Source organism: Bacteroidales bacterium, from assembly GCA_035353855.1.
In the GTDB taxonomy this organism is placed as follows: domain Bacteria; phylum Bacteroidota; class Bacteroidia; order Bacteroidales; family CG2-30-32-10; genus DAOQAK01.
The window spans coordinates 1-19,931 of the sequence record DAOQAK010000047.1 but is presented as its reverse complement, the minus strand read 5'-3'; the positions used below and the strand labels follow the sequence as shown (position 1 = coordinate 19,931).

At 33.7% G+C, this 19,931-nt stretch carries 16 protein-coding genes; 4 read left to right on the top strand and 12 right to left on the bottom strand.

Annotated features, from left to right (window positions below):
• Positions 1–176: 176 nt before the first annotated feature.
• The 6 genes from PKK00_11805 to PKK00_11780 form a co-directional block, all read right to left on the bottom strand.
• Entirely contained in the window at positions 177–2,462 is a 2,286-nt protein-coding gene (locus PKK00_11805) for a hypothetical protein (GenBank protein HNW99085.1), read from the bottom strand.
• Positions 2,462–4,072 (bottom strand): SpoVR family protein, encoded by a 1,611-nt coding sequence (locus tag PKK00_11800; protein HNW99084.1) that lies wholly within the window; start codon positions 4,070–4,072, stop codon positions 2,462–2,464. The genes PKK00_11805 and PKK00_11800 overlap by 1 nt, the downstream gene beginning before the upstream one ends.
• 79 nt (positions 4,073–4,151) lie before the next feature.
• Positions 4,152–5,423 (bottom strand): ATP-binding protein, encoded by a 1,272-nt coding sequence (locus tag PKK00_11795; GenBank protein ID HNW99083.1) that lies wholly within the window; start codon positions 5,421–5,423, stop codon positions 4,152–4,154.
• Positions 5,424–5,618: 195 nt separating this feature from the next.
• Complete coding sequence (locus PKK00_11790; protein ID HNW99082.1) at positions 5,619–6,689, bottom strand: PDDEXK nuclease domain-containing protein; 1,071 nt, start codon at positions 6,687–6,689, stop codon at positions 5,619–5,621.
• A 5-nt stretch (positions 6,690–6,694) separates the two neighbouring features.
• On the bottom strand, positions 6,695–8,062 hold the full coding sequence (locus PKK00_11785) for a DUF444 family protein (GenBank protein ID HNW99081.1): 1,368 nt from the start codon (positions 8,060–8,062) through the stop codon (positions 6,695–6,697).
• A gap of 69 nt (positions 8,063–8,131) precedes the next feature.
• Positions 8,132–8,704 carry a hypothetical protein gene (locus tag PKK00_11780; GenBank protein HNW99080.1) on the bottom strand — a complete coding sequence of 191 codons (573 nt, stop codon included), beginning with the start codon at positions 8,702–8,704 and terminating at the stop codon, positions 8,132–8,134.
• Between the two features lie 158 nt (positions 8,705–8,862).
• Here PKK00_11780 and PKK00_11775 point away from each other — a divergent pair, with 158 nt between their 5' ends.
• Positions 8,863–11,052, top strand: coding sequence for a S46 family peptidase (locus tag PKK00_11775; protein ID HNW99079.1), 2,190 nt, complete (start codon positions 8,863–8,865; stop codon positions 11,050–11,052).
• Between the two features lie 397 nt (positions 11,053–11,449).
• Here PKK00_11775 and PKK00_11770 read toward each other — a convergent pair whose 3' ends face one another.
• From PKK00_11770 to PKK00_11750, 5 genes are all read right to left on the bottom strand, one after another.
• Complete coding sequence (locus PKK00_11770; protein HNW99078.1) at positions 11,450–11,872, bottom strand: pyridoxamine 5'-phosphate oxidase family protein; 423 nt, start codon at positions 11,870–11,872, stop codon at positions 11,450–11,452.
• A gap of 89 nt (positions 11,873–11,961) precedes the next feature.
• A complete protein-coding gene (locus PKK00_11765) occupies positions 11,962–12,396 on the bottom strand; it encodes a hypothetical protein (protein ID HNW99077.1) in 435 nt (144 codons plus the stop codon).
• Positions 12,397–12,408: 12 nt separating this feature from the next.
• Entirely contained in the window at positions 12,409–12,930 is a 522-nt protein-coding gene (locus tag PKK00_11760) for a DUF1016 N-terminal domain-containing protein (protein HNW99076.1), read from the bottom strand.
• A gap of 385 nt (positions 12,931–13,315) precedes the next feature.
• Positions 13,316–14,005, bottom strand: a complete 690-nt coding sequence (locus PKK00_11755) for a response regulator transcription factor (GenBank protein ID HNW99075.1) — start codon at positions 14,003–14,005, stop codon at positions 13,316–13,318.
• A gap of 2 nt (positions 14,006–14,007) precedes the next feature.
• Complete coding sequence (locus PKK00_11750) at positions 14,008–15,648, bottom strand: HAMP domain-containing sensor histidine kinase (GenBank protein ID HNW99074.1); 1,641 nt, start codon at positions 15,646–15,648, stop codon at positions 14,008–14,010.
• A gap of 390 nt (positions 15,649–16,038) precedes the next feature.
• Here PKK00_11750 and PKK00_11745 point away from each other — a divergent pair, with 390 nt between their 5' ends.
• A complete protein-coding gene (locus PKK00_11745) occupies positions 16,039–17,388 on the top strand; it encodes a glucose-6-phosphate isomerase (GenBank protein ID HNW99073.1) in 1,350 nt (449 codons plus the stop codon).
• A gap of 97 nt (positions 17,389–17,485) precedes the next feature.
• Here the strand turns inward: PKK00_11745 and PKK00_11740 are convergent, their stop codons facing one another.
• A complete protein-coding gene (locus tag PKK00_11740) occupies positions 17,486–17,863 on the bottom strand; it encodes a GxxExxY protein (GenBank protein HNW99072.1) in 378 nt (125 codons plus the stop codon).
• Positions 17,864–17,960: 97 nt separating this feature from the next.
• Here PKK00_11740 and PKK00_11735 point away from each other — a divergent pair, with 97 nt between their 5' ends.
• Positions 17,961–18,398, top strand: a complete 438-nt coding sequence (locus tag PKK00_11735; GenBank protein HNW99071.1) for an SH3 domain-containing protein — start codon at positions 17,961–17,963, stop codon at positions 18,396–18,398.
• A 7-nt stretch (positions 18,399–18,405) separates the two neighbouring features.
• Entirely contained in the window at positions 18,406–19,692 is a 1,287-nt protein-coding gene (locus PKK00_11730; GenBank protein ID HNW99070.1) for a phosphoglycerate kinase, read from the top strand.
• Positions 19,693–19,931 lie beyond the last annotated feature (239 nt).

Below are 19,931 nucleotides of genomic sequence, written 5' to 3'. Positions count from 1 at the left end.
TTACTAATGCGAATCAAAGGTATGAATTCCTTATCACAAATTCGTCGCGGCGAACACCAATGCTCACGAATTTTACCGACAGAAAAGAGTTTTGCAAAAATATTTTTTGTTTTCTGAACGGTATTAATCGTTCTAAACAGTTTTGCCTTTGCAAACCTGATAAGAACGAGTATAAATTAATATACTTTATCGAGTTTTTTATCCAGAACATAAAGTGCTATTTGCTTGGCGCCATCAATGCTGTATTCAAATTTGCATTTCAGGTTATTAATCATACGCTTGATGGTTTCTTTAGTGGGGTTATCGTATGAGTTAAACCCGGGTGTATTGAAATCCATTAAAGCCCTGCGGAAATTATCGTTTTGCGAATAATTTGAAAGTGCATTTTCTTTCAGGTTACGAGTATATTTTTCAAAAAGAGAAGTAAATAATTTTGTTTCCTTTATATCTTTTTTCAGTAATTTGATTTCATAGGAAAGGGTATGGGTAACATATTCGTTATGTATATCTTTTCTGAATACCTTGCGTTCTTCTGAAGTACTTAATGAACCCAGGAATAATGCTTCAAAATTTTTGAAATACTCTTCTGTAATTTCGATGGTGTCGCCTGTATATATTGAATTTTCTGATGTTCCGGCTTCAAAATTTATTGCAAACAGGTAATTTAAAATATCGCGGGAAATTTGTTTTTCGCTGTAATAATAAATAGATTCTTTCACTTCCTGAAGTACATTATAATCGTACAAATCCACAAGAGATTCAATAAATCTGTCGGGAATCATTTCGTTCAACTTTTCATTTTCAAAGAAAAAATTACTCAGCATTTCCATAGTGATAAGCTTATCAGCAGAAGTATAATCCGCATAAAACTTATTGAATATACTTAACGACTGACGGCCGGAAAATCCCTTTAATCCTTCTTTTTCCGATTCTTCAATAAGGTCTTTTCTTATGTCTTTAGTAAAATTCTTTATGTCTTCTTCGCTTAGCCATTCAGGAATGATGCCTTTAAAAAGCTCCATTTTCAACAGCAGTAAATTATCGTCAACATACTTATTATAAATATCTTTATCTTTTATCCAATTGTTTATTACTGACGATTCTTTTTCCATGCGCGAAGCAACGATAATTTTACAGAAATTTTCAATGACCAGCGGAAGGAATTTTTTCTTTATATCTGCGCCAAATTTGTTGAAGTAGATGGATACCTCTGTTTCGTAGTCGAGGACATACGGGATGTTAATGTGAGTAATTCTGTCCTGGAATGATTTTACATTTTCATAATGTTTTTTGTCTTCAGGATTTACCAAACCAAGAAAAAGCGATTTAATTCGTTCTTCTGTCATATCCACTTTATGTACGCCATCGCTTATGATACCATGCAAATCGATCAATCGTTTAATATTATTTTCCTTGATATCCATTAAAGCAAAAAGCCCATTATTGGTATTTGCAAGATGAGAATATACATAACGGACCTCATCGCTTTTAAGCAAGGTGTTTAATAAATTTTGGAGTGTGGGGTCTTTGATAGATTCAATATAATGAGCATCGCCGGGGTTAAAAATACTTATACCTCGTCCGAATTGCCTGTCGAAACTAATGTTTCGTGCATGCAGCATATTGAATACTTCGAGCGGTTCGCCAAGGCGGTCGAGAAGGACATTATATATTGAACTGCATACACTGCACGGTTTATCTTTCAGCACCCACCTGTATTCCTTTGAATTGAATAATTTCTTTTTAAAATTTTTATCAGGAATCAATTCATTTAAAAAATCGGCTCTGTATTCTTTTGGAATTTGCAGAATGGGGTGATCGTTGGAAGGACAGGCGATATCAAGGAATTTTTTTATGCCGCCTTTTTTCCCTGTTGATTCTATGACTTCTTTTGTTTCGACGTTTTCAATTCCCTTGATATTGTATTCGCCGAGTTTATTTATATCAAGTCGCCAAACGCTTTTATAAAAATAGCCTTTTCGGGTTTTATTATATTCTTCAACTTTTAAAAGTATATTATTTAGGAATGTGCTTTTCCCGCTTCCCGGAGGTCCTTCAAAAAGGTAGATATGATTATTCTGAATTCCTTTTTTAAAACCCATCACCAGGTTCATCAGCCTGTTTGCAAATAACCTGTCGGCAAAGAAAGGGTCGTCGCAATTTTCAATAAAAAGTTTTGTAAAATCATAATGAACAAATCCGACAGAATGTTCACTTTCATATTCGTCAATACCTTCAGGGACATAATAACGCATCATATCATGGAAATACTGGAAAATATCGCGGAAAATAAGTTCGGGTTCTTCCGAAGCCATGTGCAAAAAGTCGTTGAAATGCACATAATCTCTTTTTTCCCTGTCGCGCATGCTTTCGCTGAGGTTAATCATTGCCTCCAGCTTTTGTCCTCTGAGTTCAAGCTCCGATAAGGTCTCTATACTTTTTTTCTTTTTCCGTGTTGCCATCAGAGATTGGTTTTGCTGATATTTTTATCTTTCATGGTATACAGCACTTTCCTGTATTCATATTTTTGCTCTTCCGGTTCATTGGAAGTGGTTTCCTGTTTTACTATTTCAGTTGTTTCCAGCTGCACCTGTCCTCCCCATAAAAATTCAATTCCTAAAAGTACATCGGGTATGTAAGGTTTGTATAATTGTTTTGCTTCAAAAGAATGCGACAGGTAAAGATTTTCTTCTGTAGTTTTTTCAGGTATCACTTTTATATATGGAGGATGATATAACGAATCCAGCATCATCTTTTTATAATCTTCGGCTCTACGGCTTTTGATGAAATATTCATAAACACCCCGTTCAGTATTTGCACGTTTTTCAACAACAAATAAATCGTGCTCTTTCATAAAATCCTGGTCGATAAAAGTATTAAGCAACATGAAGTCGCTGAAATTTTTTCGCAAACTAAAAATAGCTTCTTTGCCTTTATTCGTATGTTTGTTATAGTTTTCGCGATCTTCAATATTTTCGATTTTCTGAAAATCAAAACTTATTTTTCCTTTGTTGGCAATATCTTCCACATGCTGTATCAATCGCATACCAATGGCATAAGGATTTAACCCTACTCTTGATAATGATGTAACCCCGGCATTGATTCTTGCATAATCCACTTCATGTCCTTTGATGCGTTCATCGCCACGGAAAAGCTCATCGTGCCAATAACTTGCCCATCCTTCATTCATAATTTTGCTACGGATCTGTGGGCCAAAGTAAAGGGACGTATTACGTACAATTGACATTACTGATGACATCCAGCTGTTTTTACCTTTTTTCAGTAATGGTGAGTTTTTAATAATATATCCCAGCACATCGGTTGATTCATGCTCTGCCTGTTTATTATTATCAAACTTTGCCTGGAATTCGGGATATTTGATTTGAACTTCATTAAAAAAAACCGATTCAGCCATTTCTGGATTATGCTGTAAAATGTTATTGAATCGGTCAATTTCCTTGAAAATAGCATGCTGCGGGACTTTAACAATTTCCTGTAAAAACACTTCGAAGTAAAAAGTAAATTTAGCTGAAGGTTTCATTGTATCAGGTAAATCGTATTTTGGTAATTCCCTGAAATAGCCGGTAATGTTATCAATGCCACGACTGAATTCTATTACATAATCGACCCATCGACCATGCTGGCTGCGAAGCGATTCAATCAAACGCTTATCGGATAACGCCAATCCGACAAAATCATCGTTCCATGTTTTTTCAAAAAGAATATTATTCTGAAAAAAATCGATGTGTGCCAGCACATGATAAAATATCATGATGTTGAGCCAGTCGGGATTGTTATCGTTATAAAAAGAAATTGCAGGACGCGAATTGATAACTGTTTCGTAAGGATTATGAGGATACAGTTTGTATTTTCCTTGTTCTTTCAGCACTTCCACATCATGTACCCAATAGTCGTAAAGTGTGGGAATCATGTTTTTCGGCGAAAGACCAATCATGTCCCTGTTGGTAACAATGTATTCCAGCGTTTCGTCATTAAAGGAAAGACCTGCTGCACGCGCACGTTCCTTGCATTCCTCCATTATTTTTTTTGTATGCTGGTCGATTAAGTACATTTCAGTTTTTTATTTCAAATTGATGATGGCAAATAGAAAATTGCAAAATGAAATTATTTTTATTTAAAATGATAATTTATTAATTAGTATTCAGTAGCCATTTCCATAATGGTAAAATGGTAATTTTATTTCTTCCAATTTTTATTTCTTCTTCCTGATCAAAGGTAAGAAAAAATCCTTTTTTTAAACCAAAATGCTGCATAGCTTCAGTAAGACCAGCCATTTCCCGATTCCTGTTTTCATCAGAAACATGGTTACAAACCTGGTAAGCAGCTTTTATTTCATTTTTCTCCATGATTAGAAAATCACATTCATTTTTGCTATTGAAATAAAATACTTTGTACTTACGATTCAAGTGATTGAAAACAATATTTTCAAGTAGCCATCCTTTGTCCTGGGTTAATTTTAAAGCAATATTCGAAACAAAACCATTGTCAATGATATAAGGTTTCTTTTCATTTGCTATTTGTTTTTTTAAACTGAAATCAAATTTATTAATCAGGGCCAGGAAATGTGATTGTTCAATGTACTGTACATAATTGATAGCCGTAGTAACACTTCCGAGTTTAATATTTTTTTTCAATGAAGTATAACTGAACTTTCGGCAAAAATTAGTTATTAAATAACTGTAAGTTTCTTTTAATTGTTTAATATTATATATACCATGTCTAACGGCAATATCTTTAAAAATAATATCTTCATAAATACGATGGAGTATTTCGTCATCGCCAAAGGTTATATACTCCGGCATACCGCCATTTGTAAGATACTCCGAAAAATATTTTTTTATTCTTGCCCGGTTTTTTGTAAGGTAAAGATCTTCATTTTTAATATGAATTCCTTTAAATTCAATAAACTCGGCGAAAGTAAATGGAGTAAGAACCGAGTCGATATGTCTGCCTGTAAGTCGCGAACCTATTTCACGGCTAAGCAACGAAGCGTTTGATCCGGTAATATAAAACTTATATCCTTCGTCATTTAAGCGCCTTACAAAGTATTCAAAATTCTCGACGTTTTGAATTTCGTCAATTAGGAAAACATTTTTATCACCAAAAAGTTCTTGAAGCGTTTCAAATACCCTGTTGAATTCGGCTGCTTTAAAATTTAAAAGTCGTTCACTTTCAAAATTGATATAATAGAAATCCTGGTCATTATAAAATTTGGATGCAATCTGGCGAAGTAATGTAGATTTTCCGCAACGGCGTATTCCCGTTATAACATGTACATGAGGAAGTTTAATTTTTGTTTTTATGCTGCTTAAAATTTCTCTTTCGATTCCTGTCGGCTTTTTAAGGAAAGCGCTGTGCTGGTCGGCAAGAGTTTGTTTTAGTATTTCAGCAGAAATTTGCATATATTTTATTATTCATTCATAATGAACAAAAATAAAAAATATTATCCATTATTAATGGACAATTTATTTTTTATTTTAACCTTTTCCATCTAAAATGATATTGCTTTTTAACTCAGCAATTTTTTAATTCCTTCAATTAATCTTTCTTCTGTTATCGTTTCGGCAGAAAAAGAATCTGGACTTAATAATTATTTTTTATTCATAATATAAAAATAATTGATGCAACTTTTGCTGCAACAATTTTTTATCCGGCAATTGTATTTTATATTCAGAGATCATTGTTGGCGACAAACTTCTGCTTAAAGCATATTCAACAACCTCCATATCTTTATCTTTACATAATAATATGCCAATGCTCGGATTTTCATTCATTTTTTTTACATCTCGGTCTAATGCTTCCAAATAAAAGTTCAACTTACCTAAATATTCGGGTTTAAATTTTTCTGTTTTCAATTCAACGGCTACTAAACATTGCAGATTTCGATTATAAAATAGTAAATCAATATAATAATCACTATTGCCAACTTGAACACGATATTCTTCGCTAATGAATAAAAAATCTTTTCCCAATTCAAGAATAAAATTTTTCATTTGTGTGATTAATGCTTTCTGTAATTCGTTTTCGTTGTGGTCTTCAGGTAAATTTAAAAATTCAAAAATATAATTATCCTTAAAAATATTTAAAGCATCAGGATATTTTTCTTTCAGTTCAGGTGTGTTTTTTTGATTTCCAATCATAGTTCGTTCAAAAAATCCCGCTGAAATTTGACGGTCAAGTTCACGTGCGGTATAACTCTCTTTTACGCTCATTTTTACATAAAACTCAATTTCTTCAGACGATTTACACCTTGAAAATATTATTCTGTGGTGTGTCCAACTTAGTTTCACTAAAATACTATTTCGTATATCACTTAATTCTAATTGTGTCCCTAATGCGGACACAATTTCCATATTTTGATTTTCAGTTAATTGTAATTGCGTCCACACTGAGGTCACAAATGAAGAAGAAACATATGTTTCATAAAATTGTTTCATGCGATATAAACCTCTGCGATTGAATCCTTTTAGTTCAGGGTGATTATTTTGAATGAAACTTGCCAGTTCATTTACGGTTTTATCGCCCCAGGTGGCACTTTTAAGGCGCTTGCTAATATATTCTCCAACTTGCCAATACAGATTGATAAGTTCTATGTTAACAGTTTTAAGGGCATTATATCTTGCCTTTTTAATGATCTCAATTATTTCATAAAATTGTTTCTGTAACATATTTTTTAACTCAACAATTTCTTTATTCCTTCAATTAATCTTTCTTCTGTTATCGTTTCTGCAGAAAAAGAATCGATTCGTAACAATTTATTTTTTTCATCCAGCAATCCGGAGTCTTCAATGTATTGTTCAACCGTGGTAAGTTTGTCGCCTACAGTCCATGAATTTCTTGCTACGGTAATACCCATCCTGCTTAGTAATGGGAGCATACGTTTAATGGCATCAATTGCTTTTTCGCCTTTCTCTTCCCAATCATCTCCATCGGTCCCGTGGAATACAAAAATATTGTAATCTTTTGCCAGTTGTTCTTTTTCAATAACATTGGCAACATATTCATAAGCCGCATAAACACTGGTACCTCCGGCAACTGCGGATTTATAATATTCGTAAAAATCTTTTACCTCTTTAGCTTCTGTATCATGCAGCACAAAACGAACCGTAACATTTTTCTGGTACTGGAACATCAGCCAGCTGTATATCAGGAGATGTTGTGTAACCACGGCTTCGGTAGGTTTTCCCTGCATTGAACCGGAATAGTCGCGGATAAAAAATACTACTGCCTGCGCTTCAAAATCTTTTTCCTTCGACATGATGCGGTAAATCTTGTCGTTTGGATTTACAATTAAATCATCGGGATTAATATCAGAAGGGTCTGCTTTTCCAAGAAGAATATTGGTTTGAATAATTTTTTTCAGCGAAGTTCTTTTATCAAGCAATTGACCGAATCCTCGGTTCTTATCGGTAAGGTCGTATTGGAATTTTGTAAGCGAAACTTTTTTACCTTTTGTTTTTAAGTTGGGCAATTCAAATTTCTCGGTAAGAATTTTTCCTAAATCAAAAGCATCGGAAGAAATATCATGATCGCCACTTTCACCTTGTCCTGCGCCGGTTCCTTCTCCTTCACCTTCGGTAGGCTTTATGGGTTGTTCGCCCAGTATATCGCCTTCTTCGCCATCGCCTGAACCCCCGGTTTGTTCGGACTCTTCGGTAGTGGAATTATCGTGATAAAACTTAGGTTCGGTAGTAGTGGGAACAACAACAATCTGTTCTTTTTTATTTTTATCGGGTTTGATGAATTTGCCGATTTTTATTCTTCGAGGAAGTCCGTCTTCTTCACGTTTTTTGTCGCGTGCCAATAAATCTTCCAGTGTTTGTAATGAAACATTTTTATTGACAGAGCGAATAAAATTCAGGAAAATATCAAAATCAGTTGTATCGTAAAGCCCTTGATAAACGTACATTTTATTGATTGTATTTTTTCCCCGTTCTTTAGCTTTTTTATAAAGCTCCATTTCCCGTTCAATTATTTCGCTTTGTTCGGGCGATAGATTTTGTTTTTTTAACTGGTTATATGTTTTAAGAATGTTTTTCAAATGAGTAAGGTTTGCTTTGAAAAATTATACAAGCAAATTTAATTTTTTTTACCAAGAAAAACACTTTTTTTATTTTTTAATTTTTAGCCCCATTCCCGGGTTAAAAAGTTCATCTTCGCGGGTACCTTTTTTCTTTTTACTTTTTCCCATTCCACGTATTGATTTATTTTTTTTATGGTTTTTATTCTTTTTTATATGACCGCCTGTAAATGTTGAGGTTTCTTTTTCTTTTTTGTTTTTATTGGAAAATATAGATCCTTTTTTCTTCAGTACACGTTTCTTTTTTGAGTCGTAGGCGTACGAGCCTTTGTTCTGTCTTGTTTTTCTTGAGAAACTATTTTTATCTTTTCCTTTTTTCTCATTATTTGGGACAACTCTTCTTTTCTTACTGTCGAATTCACTTGATCCATGAATCCTTTTTAAAGGAGCTCCAAAACTTTCTCTTCCGCTTTTTCTGTTTCGGAAAGCATTTAATCCGTGATAATAATTTCTGCTGTATGAATCTTTGTTGTTTGAATTTCTCTGTTCTGTTTGAATTCCGCTGAAACGTTCTTTATGTATTGAAGTTTTATGACTGCATGACGATATCATGAAAAAAACAGGCAAGCATAACATTATTAATATTTTCCGTGCTTCGATCATGAATCGCTTATTGTTCTAAGGTTTAAAATAATATGTTTATCTACAAGGCGTTATTCTAAGTCTAAAATTAAGAATAAAATAGTTTTTCTTTTCTTAAAAAGTATTTTATTTGCAACACAATAAAGTTATACGTTGTTAATTTAAAAAAATTCTGTGATATGTTGAAAAAATTTTTCTTTACAATTTTACTTTTTGTTGGCTTTGCAAACATTAGTGTTAAAGCCGATGAAGGCATGTGGCTTCCTTTGTTTATCGAAAGGCTTAATTATGTTGACATGCAAAAGATGGGCTGCAAACTTACAGCCGAAGAAATTTATAGTGTAAATCATTCGAGCCTTAAAGATGCCATTGTTCAGTTTGGCAATGGTTGTACCGGCGAAGTTGTTTCCGACCAGGGTTTGATCCTTACCAATCATCACTGTGGTTATGGCTCGATTCAGGCTAACAGTACAATTGACCATGATTACCTGACCAATGGTTTCTGGGCGCTTGATAAAAAAGATGAGTTGCAAAATGATCAGCTTACAGTTACTTTTCTTGTAAGAATTGAAGATGTTACATCACAAATTCTGGGCGAGCTTAATGATAAAATGACCGAAACAGACAGAAGTAAAAAAGTTGATGAGCTGATTGAAAAAATTAAAGCAAAGGCGATTGAAGGAACTACTTACAAAGCAAGCGTGAAAGGCTTTTTCGATGGAAACGAATATTATCTTTTTGTTTATGATGTTTATGAAGATGTTCGTTTGGTTGGCGCTCCTCCTTCGTCAATAGGCAGTTTTGGCGGCGATACCGATAACTGGATGTGGCCACGCCACACAGGCGATTTCAGCATTTTCCGCGTTTATACCGGTCCTGATGGAAAATCAGCGCCTTATTCAAAAAACAATATTCCTTTGAAACCCAAACATTTTTTACCGATTTCGATAAGCGGCGTTAAGACCAACGATTTTGCTATGATACTTGGCTATCCGGGAACTACCGATCGTTTTCTTACATCATATGGCGTTACACTTGCTCTTGAACAATTCAATCCTTCAATTGTAAAAATAAGGGATAAGCGATTATCGATCATGAAAGAAGATATGGATGCAAGCGCAGAAGTAAGAATTAAATATGCTTCGAAATATAAATCCATTTCAAACTATTGGAAATATTATATAGGTCAGAGCAAAGGCTTGAAAAGACTGAAAGTTTACGATGAGAAAAAAGCTATTGAAAATGATTTTGAGAAATGGCTTGCAACAAAAGATGAATACAAAACAAAATACGGCGATGCTTTAACATATATTAAAAACGCTTATGCCGAACTTACAAAATATACTAAAACCCGTGTGTATTTTACCGAAGGTTTGTTGCGTGGATGTGAAGTGATCTCAATTGCAAGTCGTTTTGAGAATTTGTATAACGAATACATTAAAGATAATCCTGATACAGCTAAAATCAATAAGGCTATTAAAACATTGAAACCTGCTGTAAAAAGATTTTTTAAAGATTACAATGCTGCTACCGACCAGAAAGTTTTAGCTGCAATGCTTACCATGTTTAATAATGATATCAGCATAGATAATCATCCTGATATCTTCGCAGAGATTCAGAAAAAATATAAAAACGATTTTACTAAATATGCTGCCGATGTTTTTGCAAAATCAATTTTTGTTAGCCAGGGCAAATTGGATGCATTCCTGAACAGTCCTGATAAAAAGGTTTTGGCAAATGATATTGCTTTTAAACTGATGCTTTCTGTTTCGAAAAAATATAAAGAATTATCGGATAAAGTTACTGAAGCCAACAATACTTTGAGTAAAGGGAATCGTTTGTTTGTTGCGGGTTTGCGACAAATGTATCCCGACAAAAAATTCTATCCCAATGCAAATTCAACCATGCGTTTGACATATGGAAAAGTATTGGACTACTATCCTGCCGATGCTGTTCATTATAATTATTTCACTACGCTTGACGGCATCATGGAAAAAGAAGACAGCACCAACGATGAATTTATAGTTCCTTCAAAACTAAAAGAATTATATAAAAGCAAAGATTACGGAAAGTATGCCGATGCTGACGGTAAAATGCATACCTGCTTTTTGACAGATAATGATATCACCGGCGGAAACTCAGGAAGTCCTGTGATTGATGGCAAAGGACAATTGATAGGTCTTGCATTCGATGGGAACTGGGAAGCTATGAGTGGCAATATTGCTTACGACCCCGAATTACAACGCACCATAAATGTTGATATTCGTTATGTGCTTTTTGTGATTGATAAATATGCCGGCGCAACCAACCTGATTAAAGAAATGAAAATTGTTGATGATAAAACATCAGATACCTCGACAAAAAATTAAAAGGTAAAAATTATTTATAAGAGATTGTTTAAAAAGTAAATTAACCGCAAAGTCCACTAAGAATTACGCAAAGTTTGCAAAGAAAATTATTTGCTATACAATACTTTGCTTTCATAGCGGATATCTTAGCGCTCTTAGCGGTTCAATATTTTTAACTTTTAGGACAACTTCCTTTTTTAAAATAATAGATAACACATTCATAAAAATCCAATAAGAATCTTAGGTAATTTTATTTTTTCAAAAAAATTTACATTATCAACTCCGTTCTAAAATTGGTACTTAAAAGCATTATTAAATTTTTTCTTATTACTTTTTATAAAGAAAAAGTATGAAAAAAATTAAATTCACATTAAACTTTTTTTCTCGAAGAAGACAAATATAAAATATAAAGAAAAAATTAAAACTCAATAATCTCTTTTGGTTTTAAATTGTTGGCCATAGTCCAGAAATGTGCCTGTCCGTGCGCAATGCGGAAGATTATCAAACCCGGACTGTCAACACTTAATCCCATATCTTTCAGGAATGGACGGTCTTTTAAAGCTTTCTCTTTTAAAGCGCGGTCGTTTACAAATTCAATTTTTCCGGCTATGCGCAGCATGGTTCCTATCATTCCTTCGTGTTTGTAAAAGCATGCTTCAACTTTTGGATTATTTTGCAGTTGCTTGTACATCGCTTTAATTGCGCCTATCTGGAAATAAAAACCTGTTTCATCGGCAAACCAAAATCCGAGCGCTCTAACCCGTGGCTGGTCACCTTCGGCAGTTGCCAAGTAACAAATTGGATTTTCGTTTGTGAATTTTATACAATCTTGTTTGGTCATGTTTTTTTGTTTTATAATTTTTTGTGATGTTGTGACTGTGCTTTGGCTGCCGTTGTGTAAGCAGCTATAGCAAATAAATTATTGTTTTACTAATAATCTGCTTTATAGTAGCTTTTTGTGCCGACATTAAGATTTGAACTACCTTTCAAACCTTCTAATACCATTTTCCAATTTGCTAATTTTCTGGTATTGTCGTAAACATTAAACACAACATATTTTTCAATAGTAGTATCTATACGATGAGGATATTCAATAATTTTAAAATACCTTACTCCACCTATGGATAACTTTTTATTATTTGCTCTTGCTGTACCTCTCCAATTATATTCATTCTCATTTTCTTGGTCAACCGAATATACATGTGCTTTGCTATTTTTATCAATATTGATATACATATAGCCATAATCATGATAAGGGTAAACAAACCAATAACCAATAAATTCAGGACTTTCTTTTTCAATTTGTTTTTTGCAAGATAATAATCCAGCAAAAAGCAAACTTAAAATTATTAATTTATTTTTCATCACTTATCGAGTTTAACGAAACTGTATTGCTTGCAGTGGTGGATGTTCAGACGAAGTCAGACGTGTCCTCTGAAACAAAAACCATCCTTGTGCAAATGCACTTGTCTTATGTCTTTTCAATTCACGAATCGACCAGTTTTCTTTTATCGTTTGCTGTTGATAAAAATTCCGTTCTAAATCATCATCTATTTTCAATAACTCAAAATAATGCGACCAACTTAATTGGTGAGACACTGTCTCACTTTTTTTATAACGAATGTAAAACAGTCGCATATAAGTTAGATTAGAACGAGAAAATCCTTTCCCTAAAGCAATAGAAAGTTCTTTTGAAAGATTAATAAGCAACTGCTTTCCATATCCTGCCTTTATATTTCCCTTTTGCTCGAATTCCACAATATGTTTTCCAATTTTCCAATAGGTTTGTAAAATTTCTTTGTTGATATTTCTGGCAACATTTTCTCGTGTACTTTCAACAAGAGTTCTAATTTGTTTGATTAGAGATGAAAGAGGGGCGTTATTTTTTAAGAGCTTCATATTTTTATAAAAGAAACAAAAATAACAAAACTTTACTATTTCTATAGATTACTTTTAATACAGATATTTTAGTTAAATGAATTTACAACTCAAATGTAAATCTTTTTCAATTTGAAAAATAATTTTGAAGAAATAAAAAACTCCATGCATAATGCACAGAGTTTTTGAAAATATTTTTTATAAAGTTATAATAACACGATAAATTGTGTGTCGCCAGTCTTGCCGACGAGGCAGATAGGCACTACACTTTAAATAAAAAATTTTTTTACTAAAGCGGCAGTGCCGATGGCACATGTAAAAATGTTATCGTTTCTTTTTACCAAGCGGTTGTCCTTACAGGACAATCAATAGAAATTAATGTGTTATACTAATTGCTATTTAAAAATTATTTTGTGAGCAGTTTAAAGCCGATGCCATGAACATTCAGCAGTTCAATATCGGGGTCGTCTTTCAGGTATTTGCGCAGCTTTGCAATATAAACATCCATGCTGCGTGCGTTAAAATAACTGTCATCGTTCCAGATACGGTTCAGTGCAATGGAGCGGTCGAGGATGCCATTCAAATTTTCGGCAAGCAATTTCAACAGCTCTGCTTCTTTCGAAGTAAGTTTTTGCGATTCGTTATTCAGCATCAGTGTTTGATGTGAATAGTCAAAAATATATTTTCCTATTGTAAAAATATTTTGTTCGCCACCATCGGAAACCGACCTGCGTAATATTGCTTTAATTCTAAGCAACAGTTCTTCCATGCTGAAAGGTTTGGTAAGGTAATCATCGGCGCCAAGCTGCAAACCTTCAATGCGGTCTTCCTGCATGGATTTGGCTGTGAGAAAAAGTATAGGAGTTTTTTTATCGGTTTTCCTGATTTCTTTTGCCAGCGTAAAACCGTCTTTTATCGGCATCATTACATCAAGAATACAGAAATCGAATTTTTCTTTTGCGTAAGCCTCATAGGCTTCTTTCCCGTTAACAAAAAGTTTTGTCGGATATCCTTTAGCTTCTAAGTATGCTTTGAGTATGGTCCCAAGATTGTGATCGTCTTCAGCAAGTAAAATTTTTATTTCGGTATTTTCCATAACTATAAATTATTAGTTTCTCCGTAAGGCAAATATAAAGTAAATTTTGAACCTTTTTTCAATTCGCTAACCACATCAATATTTCCATCGTGCATTTCGGCAATTACCTTAACATAATTTAATCCAAGCCCGAAACCTTTTACCGAATGGATATTTCCGGTGGGAACACGATAAAGTTTATCGAAAATCTTTTTAAGGTTTGCATGGCTTATGCCTGTACCATTATCTTCAACAGAAATATATATTCCCTGTTCGTTATTCTCGGTAGCTATTGTAATAACAGGATTTTCGGGAGTATATTTATTGGCATTGTCAACCAGGTTATAAATAACATTAGTAACATGAACCCTGTCGGCATTAATGATATTATTATTGGCATCTAACTGTGTTTTGATGATCCCGTTTTTTGCCTGAACCTGCAGGCTGATGTTCTTTATAACATCTTGAATTATGGAATGAATATCAATGGGTTCTTTTTTAAGTTTAAGTTGACCTTTTTCGAGAACGGCTGTTTGTAATATTTTTTCTGCCATTACTCCAAGTCTTTTATTTTCATCGCCTATTACATGCAAATAATTTTTATAAAGTATTTCCGATTTCATAAGGTCGTCGTCTGTCAGCGCCTGACAGGCAAGCGATATGGTTGATATAGGCGTTTTAAATTCGTGGGTCATATTGTTGATGAAATCGTTTTTCATTTCCGAAAGCCGTTTCTGTTTAATGATGGTGCGGATAGTGTAAATGAACGAAAGAATGATAAGTATGATAAGAATTGCGGCAACAATAAGCATTATCCCTGTTTGGGTGAAAAGATATTGTTCTTTATTCGGAAAATAAATAAGTAAATATTCCGGGGCTTTAAATAGATCGCTTGGAAAAAGATTAAAGGCTACACTTTTATTCACCAATTCATTACGATACTTACCGGTTTTTTCCATGATGAATTCATTTTTGACCGGGCTGAAAATCCCGTATTCATAATCTGTATGAATCCCTTTGCCATCGAGTTCATTCCTGATAAGTGAATCGAGCTTCACAGGATCGATTCGGGATTCAATATCGGGTGACGACTTGTAATTAAACATTTCTTCAAAAACATCGCTGACGAGAAATGATTTTTTCAGGAATTTATCAATTTTATCGCTGATACTATCAAAATGATTTGTGGGGAAATAATATTCGGGAACAGAAACCGGTCGTACTTCCTGTGCTTTTTTTAATGTATCCTTGTTGGTAATGGTAACCGAACCGGAATCGACATGCCTTATTATGTTGCCGGGTATTGTTTCGGTGTATTCTACAGAATAGTGTTTATTTGTATAATTAATATAGGAAGCCTTCTGAATATTGAAATCATTGGTCATCGATTCCATTTCGCCAAGGAACATATTATTGAGTGAATCAATAGTATTGTATAAGCTGGTGTTAGGGTTTTTAAAATTAATTTTATTTTTTATCCTGTTGGCAACTTCCAGTTTTTCCAGTTTATAAATAACATTGGTAAGCGCTTCATTAACACTTCTGTCGAAATTAGCTTCCTTAACAGCCAGGGCATTTTGTATCCAGTAAATCTGAATTCCAACCAACCCAATTAATGCTATGGTAATAAGAATAATGACTAATAAAATAACTTTCTTATTCATTTAATACAAAATTACTTCTTTGATACGCTTAAAAATCTCTGGTGTCGCAGCGCTTAACATATTTTAACATTTGTTAACTTCATTTAACAAAGAAGAAGATTAATATGATTGTATATTTACGAAACAAAAGATAAACGAATATAATGTGTTAAAATAATTTTTGTGTTTTTTTGGGTTATTAAATAAAGCGGGATAAATTTCCCGCTTTTTTATTTTGCAATTCAAAATTAAATATAATAATTCAAGTTCGTTTAAATCATTGCGTGAATATTGGATTTTTTTTGAATTTTTAACAGATTGGTAAAGATTATTATCTAATCGTTGATAAATGTTTTTGAATTTATTTTCTCAAATGCTTTATTTATATTTGTGATAATAAAAACTTGAACGATGACAAAAATTAAAGTTGATATATCAAATGCATTGGGCGTTAATGCTGAAAAAGAAATAAAAAATAGTTTAAAAAATTATAAATCATCTTACAAATCACTTGTCGGAAAAACCGGAAAAGGAAATGATTTTTTGGGTTGGGTGAATCTTCCTTCATCAATAAATAAATCATTAACAGAAAAAATATTAGAAGTTTCAGAACGCATTTCGAAGAATTCTGAAATAGTTGTCGTTATTGGCATTGGCGGTTCTTATCTTGGTGCGCGTGCAGTGATCGATGCTTTATCAAATCATTTTAATAACCTGGATGAAGGAAATAAATTTCCTAAAATTATTTATGCCGGAAATAATATCAGCGAAGATTATCATGCCGAACTTCTGGAATTGCTCGATAAAAAAGATTACAGCGTAATTGTTATCAGCAAATCAGGAACAACTACAGAACCGGCAATTGCATTTCGTTTAATAAAAAAACATATTGAAAAAAAATACGGAAAAGAAAAATCAAAGAAACGTATTATTGCCATTACCGATAAAGCAAAAGGTGCTTTGAAAAAACTTTCGGTTTCGGAAGGATATGAAACATTTGATATTCCTGATGATGTGGGCGGGCGTTATTCTGTTTTAACTCCGGTTGGTTTGTTGCCGATTGCTGTTGCAGGGATTGATATTAAAAAAATAATTTCGGGTGCGGTTGAAATGGAAAAACATTTATGCAATAATGTTGATGTTGAAAATAATCCGGCTGCGCTTTATGCCATTGCAAGAAATGTTCTTTACAAAAAAGGAAAGACAACAGAGATTCTTGCAGCATATCAACCCAGTTTGCAATATATTGCTGAATGGTGGAAACAACTTTATGGTGAAAGTGAAGGAAAAGAAAACAAAGGAATTTTTCCGGCAAGTGTAAGTTTCACTGCCGACCTGCATTCTATGGGACAATACATCCAGCAAGGTTTGCGAAATATTTTTGAAACGGTGATTTCAATTGATAGCCCTAAGAAAAAATTGCAAATCCCAAATGATAAGGATAATCTTGACGGATTGAATTTTATTTCGGGAAAACGCCTGAATGAAGTGAATAAAATGGCTGAGTTGGGTACTATGCTTGCTCATGTTGATGGCAAGGTTCCGAATATCAAGATTTCAATTCCTGTTCTTGATGAAAAAAACCTGGGTGCGCTGATTTACTTTTTTGAATTTGCCTGCGGACTAAGCGGCTACATGCTTGATGTAAATCCTTTCGATCAGCCCGGAGTAGAGGCATATAAAAATAATATGTTTGCATTGCTCGATAAGCCCGGCTATGAAAAACAAAGCAAAGCAATAAAAACAAAGTTGAAAAAATAAATTCTCTTCGCGTACTTCGCGTATTTTTCTTTGCATACTTTGCGGTTAAAAAATTTACCGCAAAGAACGCTAAGACATGCGCAAAGTTCTCAAAGGGTTATAAATTATTAACTACTCGTTTTATACCTTCTTTTAATCTTAAAACATTGAAGTTTATTAAAAGTCCTAATTTATAATTTCCCAGTTTCAGATAAGTTAATGTTTGGGCGAGGTGAATATCATTTAACGCTTCAACACTTTTTATTTCAATAACTAATTTTCTTTCAATGGCTAAATCAATCCTATAACCACAATCTAATTTTACTTCTTCAAAAATTAATGGCATTGGTTTTTCTTTTTCAACAAATAGCCCTGCTTTATTTATTTTATAATATAAACACTCTTTATAAGCGCTTTCCAATAGTCCTGGTCCAAGTGCAGTGTGAACCTCTATCGCTAATCCAATAACTATATTTGATAATTCATTTTCGGTCATGATATTTTCTTTTTTGTAAAAATAAAATTTATTAAAAAATATAGAGTAATAATTATTTGTTTTGATTACTAAATTGTAAATTTGTAAAAAACACTTTATGAAAAAATATTTGAATGTTTTTACAACTGCATTAATTGTAATTTCAATTGTGCTTGCTTCATGTTCACATAAGAAAAGTGAAGAAGAACGTCAGAAACAAATTAATGATTCGCTTGCAAAAGCACAAGCTGTTGCCGATTCGATAAAGAAAGTAGAAGCATATTTTCCTAAATCATTAGCTATACAAGGCTCTAACGTAAACATGCGCATAGCGCCAAAACTAGATGCGGTAAGAATTAAACAGCTTAAAACAGGCGATAGTTGCGAAGTGCTTGAAAAAGGCGAGAAACAAACCATTGATGATAAAACCGATTACTGGTATAAAATAAATTTCAAAGGTAAAGAAGGTTGGATTTTCGGAGCTTACACTTCAATAAAACTTGCACCGCAGCCTGCTGAAAAACCAAAGACAGAAAACAAGGACAATAAAAAATAATGAAACCATGGAAGAAAAAATAAAATTCAAATTATTACAGGATGCCGATTTGAAGGGCAAAATCGTACTCGTAAGAGTTGACCACAACGTAGTAAAAAAAGGTTTCATCCACGACCCCTATCGTATTGATGCTACTCTGGGAACATTGTTTTATATTATTGCCAAAGGTGGTAAACTGATTTTAATGACACATGTCGGCCGTCCGAAAGATAAAAAAACCGGTGATATTAAAATTGATGATGGCTCATCGGTTCAACCTATTGTAAATTATTTGCAAAACAAACTTCATATAAAGCTTGGTGTTCCTGAGTTTCATTTAAGAGGCACCAAAGGATATTCCGGAATAGAAACTTCCATTAATCATATGATTCGCGATTTGAGAGAAGATAAAATCGATGGAATATATTTGCCGAATACCCGCTGGTTTAGCGGTGAAGAAGCCAAAGGTGAAGATGGCGACCGCTTTGCATACCAGCTTGCCGGGCTTGCCGATATTTTTGTGAACGATGCTTTCGGTTCGTGGCAGGCACATGCATCAACGGTTTCGGTAACAAAATATTTGCCATCGTATGCCGGATTTCTAATGCAGAAAGAATTACAGAACCTCGACAGAATCTATCAACCCGAGCGTCCTTTTGTTTCTGTTGTGGCAGGAGCGAAGTTCGATACAAAAATAGATTCGTTGAATGCATTGCTGAAAGTATCGGATTCGTTGGTGCTTGGCGGCGTTATTTACAATGCATACCTCTGCGCAAAATACGGAATTGAAATAAAGGGCATTGAAGCCGAAGATATGGAACATGCAAAAGCTTTTGTTGATTTTGCAAAACAATATCCCGGAAAATTAATCGAGCTTCCTTTCATTGTTGAATCGGATACTATGGAAGGCCGTATCGAAGGGCAATTCAGGACAGTTGATATTCGTAAGTTAAAACCGGGAAGCAAATTGAATTATGTTCTTGATGTTGCAAAAGAATCGTTCCAGGAAAAAAATGTTCTTGATGTTTTTCATAATGCAAGAACAGTTTTTGTAAATGCAGTAATGGGTTACACGCCACATTTCAATGAAGGCACTATTGCGCTTGATGAACTGATCGACGATAATCTTGAAGCCGTTAAACTTTATGGCGGTGGCGATACGATGCAGGAATTAAAACGACTGTTGCCCGGTTTATACATTGTTGCTCTCGACGATCCTAAATATTATATTTTCACTGGCGGCGGCGCTGTACTGAAAGCAATACAGGAAGGAACATACTATGGTTTGGAACCGGTAAAGGCACTTTGTAAATAAAAATTAATAACGAAAAAAATAAGGGGCGCTGGCTTTGCCAGCGCCCCTTATTTCTAAAAAAGTATAACTACAAAAATAAATTCGAGTCATCACGTTTGCAGAAATACACATATAGTTATTTCTGAATAAGTATTGCAAAAAATTTTCTGAACTTTCTAAATTATGATTGAATTAGCTGCAATAAAACGGGTCACATAAATTTTCTGGGGACTAAGCAAAAAGTTTATGAAGTCTAAAGA

What these genes read in the sequence shown, in the direction of transcription:
- PKK00_11805 (HNW99085.1), bottom strand. Translation starts at nt 2,462, where the DNA reads ATGGCAACACGGAAAAAGAAAAAAAGTATAGAGACCTTATCGGAGCTT.
- PKK00_11800 (HNW99084.1), bottom strand. Translation starts at nt 4,072, where the DNA reads ATGTACTTAATCGACCAGCATACAAAAAAAATAATGGAGGAATGCAAG.
- PKK00_11795 (HNW99083.1), bottom strand. Translation starts at nt 5,423, where the DNA reads ATGCAAATTTCTGCTGAAATACTAAAACAAACTCTTGCCGACCAGCAC.
- PKK00_11790 (HNW99082.1), bottom strand. Translation starts at nt 6,689, where the DNA reads ATGTTACAGAAACAATTTTATGAAATAATTGAGATCATTAAAAAGGCA.
- PKK00_11780 (HNW99080.1), bottom strand. Translation starts at nt 8,704, where the DNA reads ATGATCGAAGCACGGAAAATATTAATAATGTTATGCTTGCCTGTTTTT.
- PKK00_11775 (HNW99079.1), top strand. Translation starts at nt 8,863, where the DNA reads ATGTTGAAAAAATTTTTCTTTACAATTTTACTTTTTGTTGGCTTTGCA.
- PKK00_11770 (HNW99078.1), bottom strand. Translation starts at nt 11,872, where the DNA reads ATGACCAAACAAGATTGTATAAAATTCACAAACGAAAATCCAATTTGT.
- PKK00_11765 (HNW99077.1), bottom strand. Translation starts at nt 12,396, where the DNA reads ATGAAAAATAAATTAATAATTTTAAGTTTGCTTTTTGCTGGATTATTA.
- PKK00_11760 (HNW99076.1), bottom strand. Translation starts at nt 12,930, where the DNA reads ATGAAGCTCTTAAAAAATAACGCCCCTCTTTCATCTCTAATCAAACAA.
- PKK00_11755 (HNW99075.1), bottom strand. Translation starts at nt 14,005, where the DNA reads ATGGAAAATACCGAAATAAAAATTTTACTTGCTGAAGACGATCACAAT.
- PKK00_11750 (HNW99074.1), bottom strand. Translation starts at nt 15,648, where the DNA reads ATGAATAAGAAAGTTATTTTATTAGTCATTATTCTTATTACCATAGCA.
- PKK00_11745 (HNW99073.1), top strand. Translation starts at nt 16,039, where the DNA reads ATGACAAAAATTAAAGTTGATATATCAAATGCATTGGGCGTTAATGCT.
- PKK00_11740 (HNW99072.1), bottom strand. Translation starts at nt 17,863, where the DNA reads ATGACCGAAAATGAATTATCAAATATAGTTATTGGATTAGCGATAGAG.
- PKK00_11735 (HNW99071.1), top strand. Translation starts at nt 17,961, where the DNA reads ATGAAAAAATATTTGAATGTTTTTACAACTGCATTAATTGTAATTTCA.
- PKK00_11730 (HNW99070.1), top strand. Translation starts at nt 18,406, where the DNA reads ATGGAAGAAAAAATAAAATTCAAATTATTACAGGATGCCGATTTGAAG.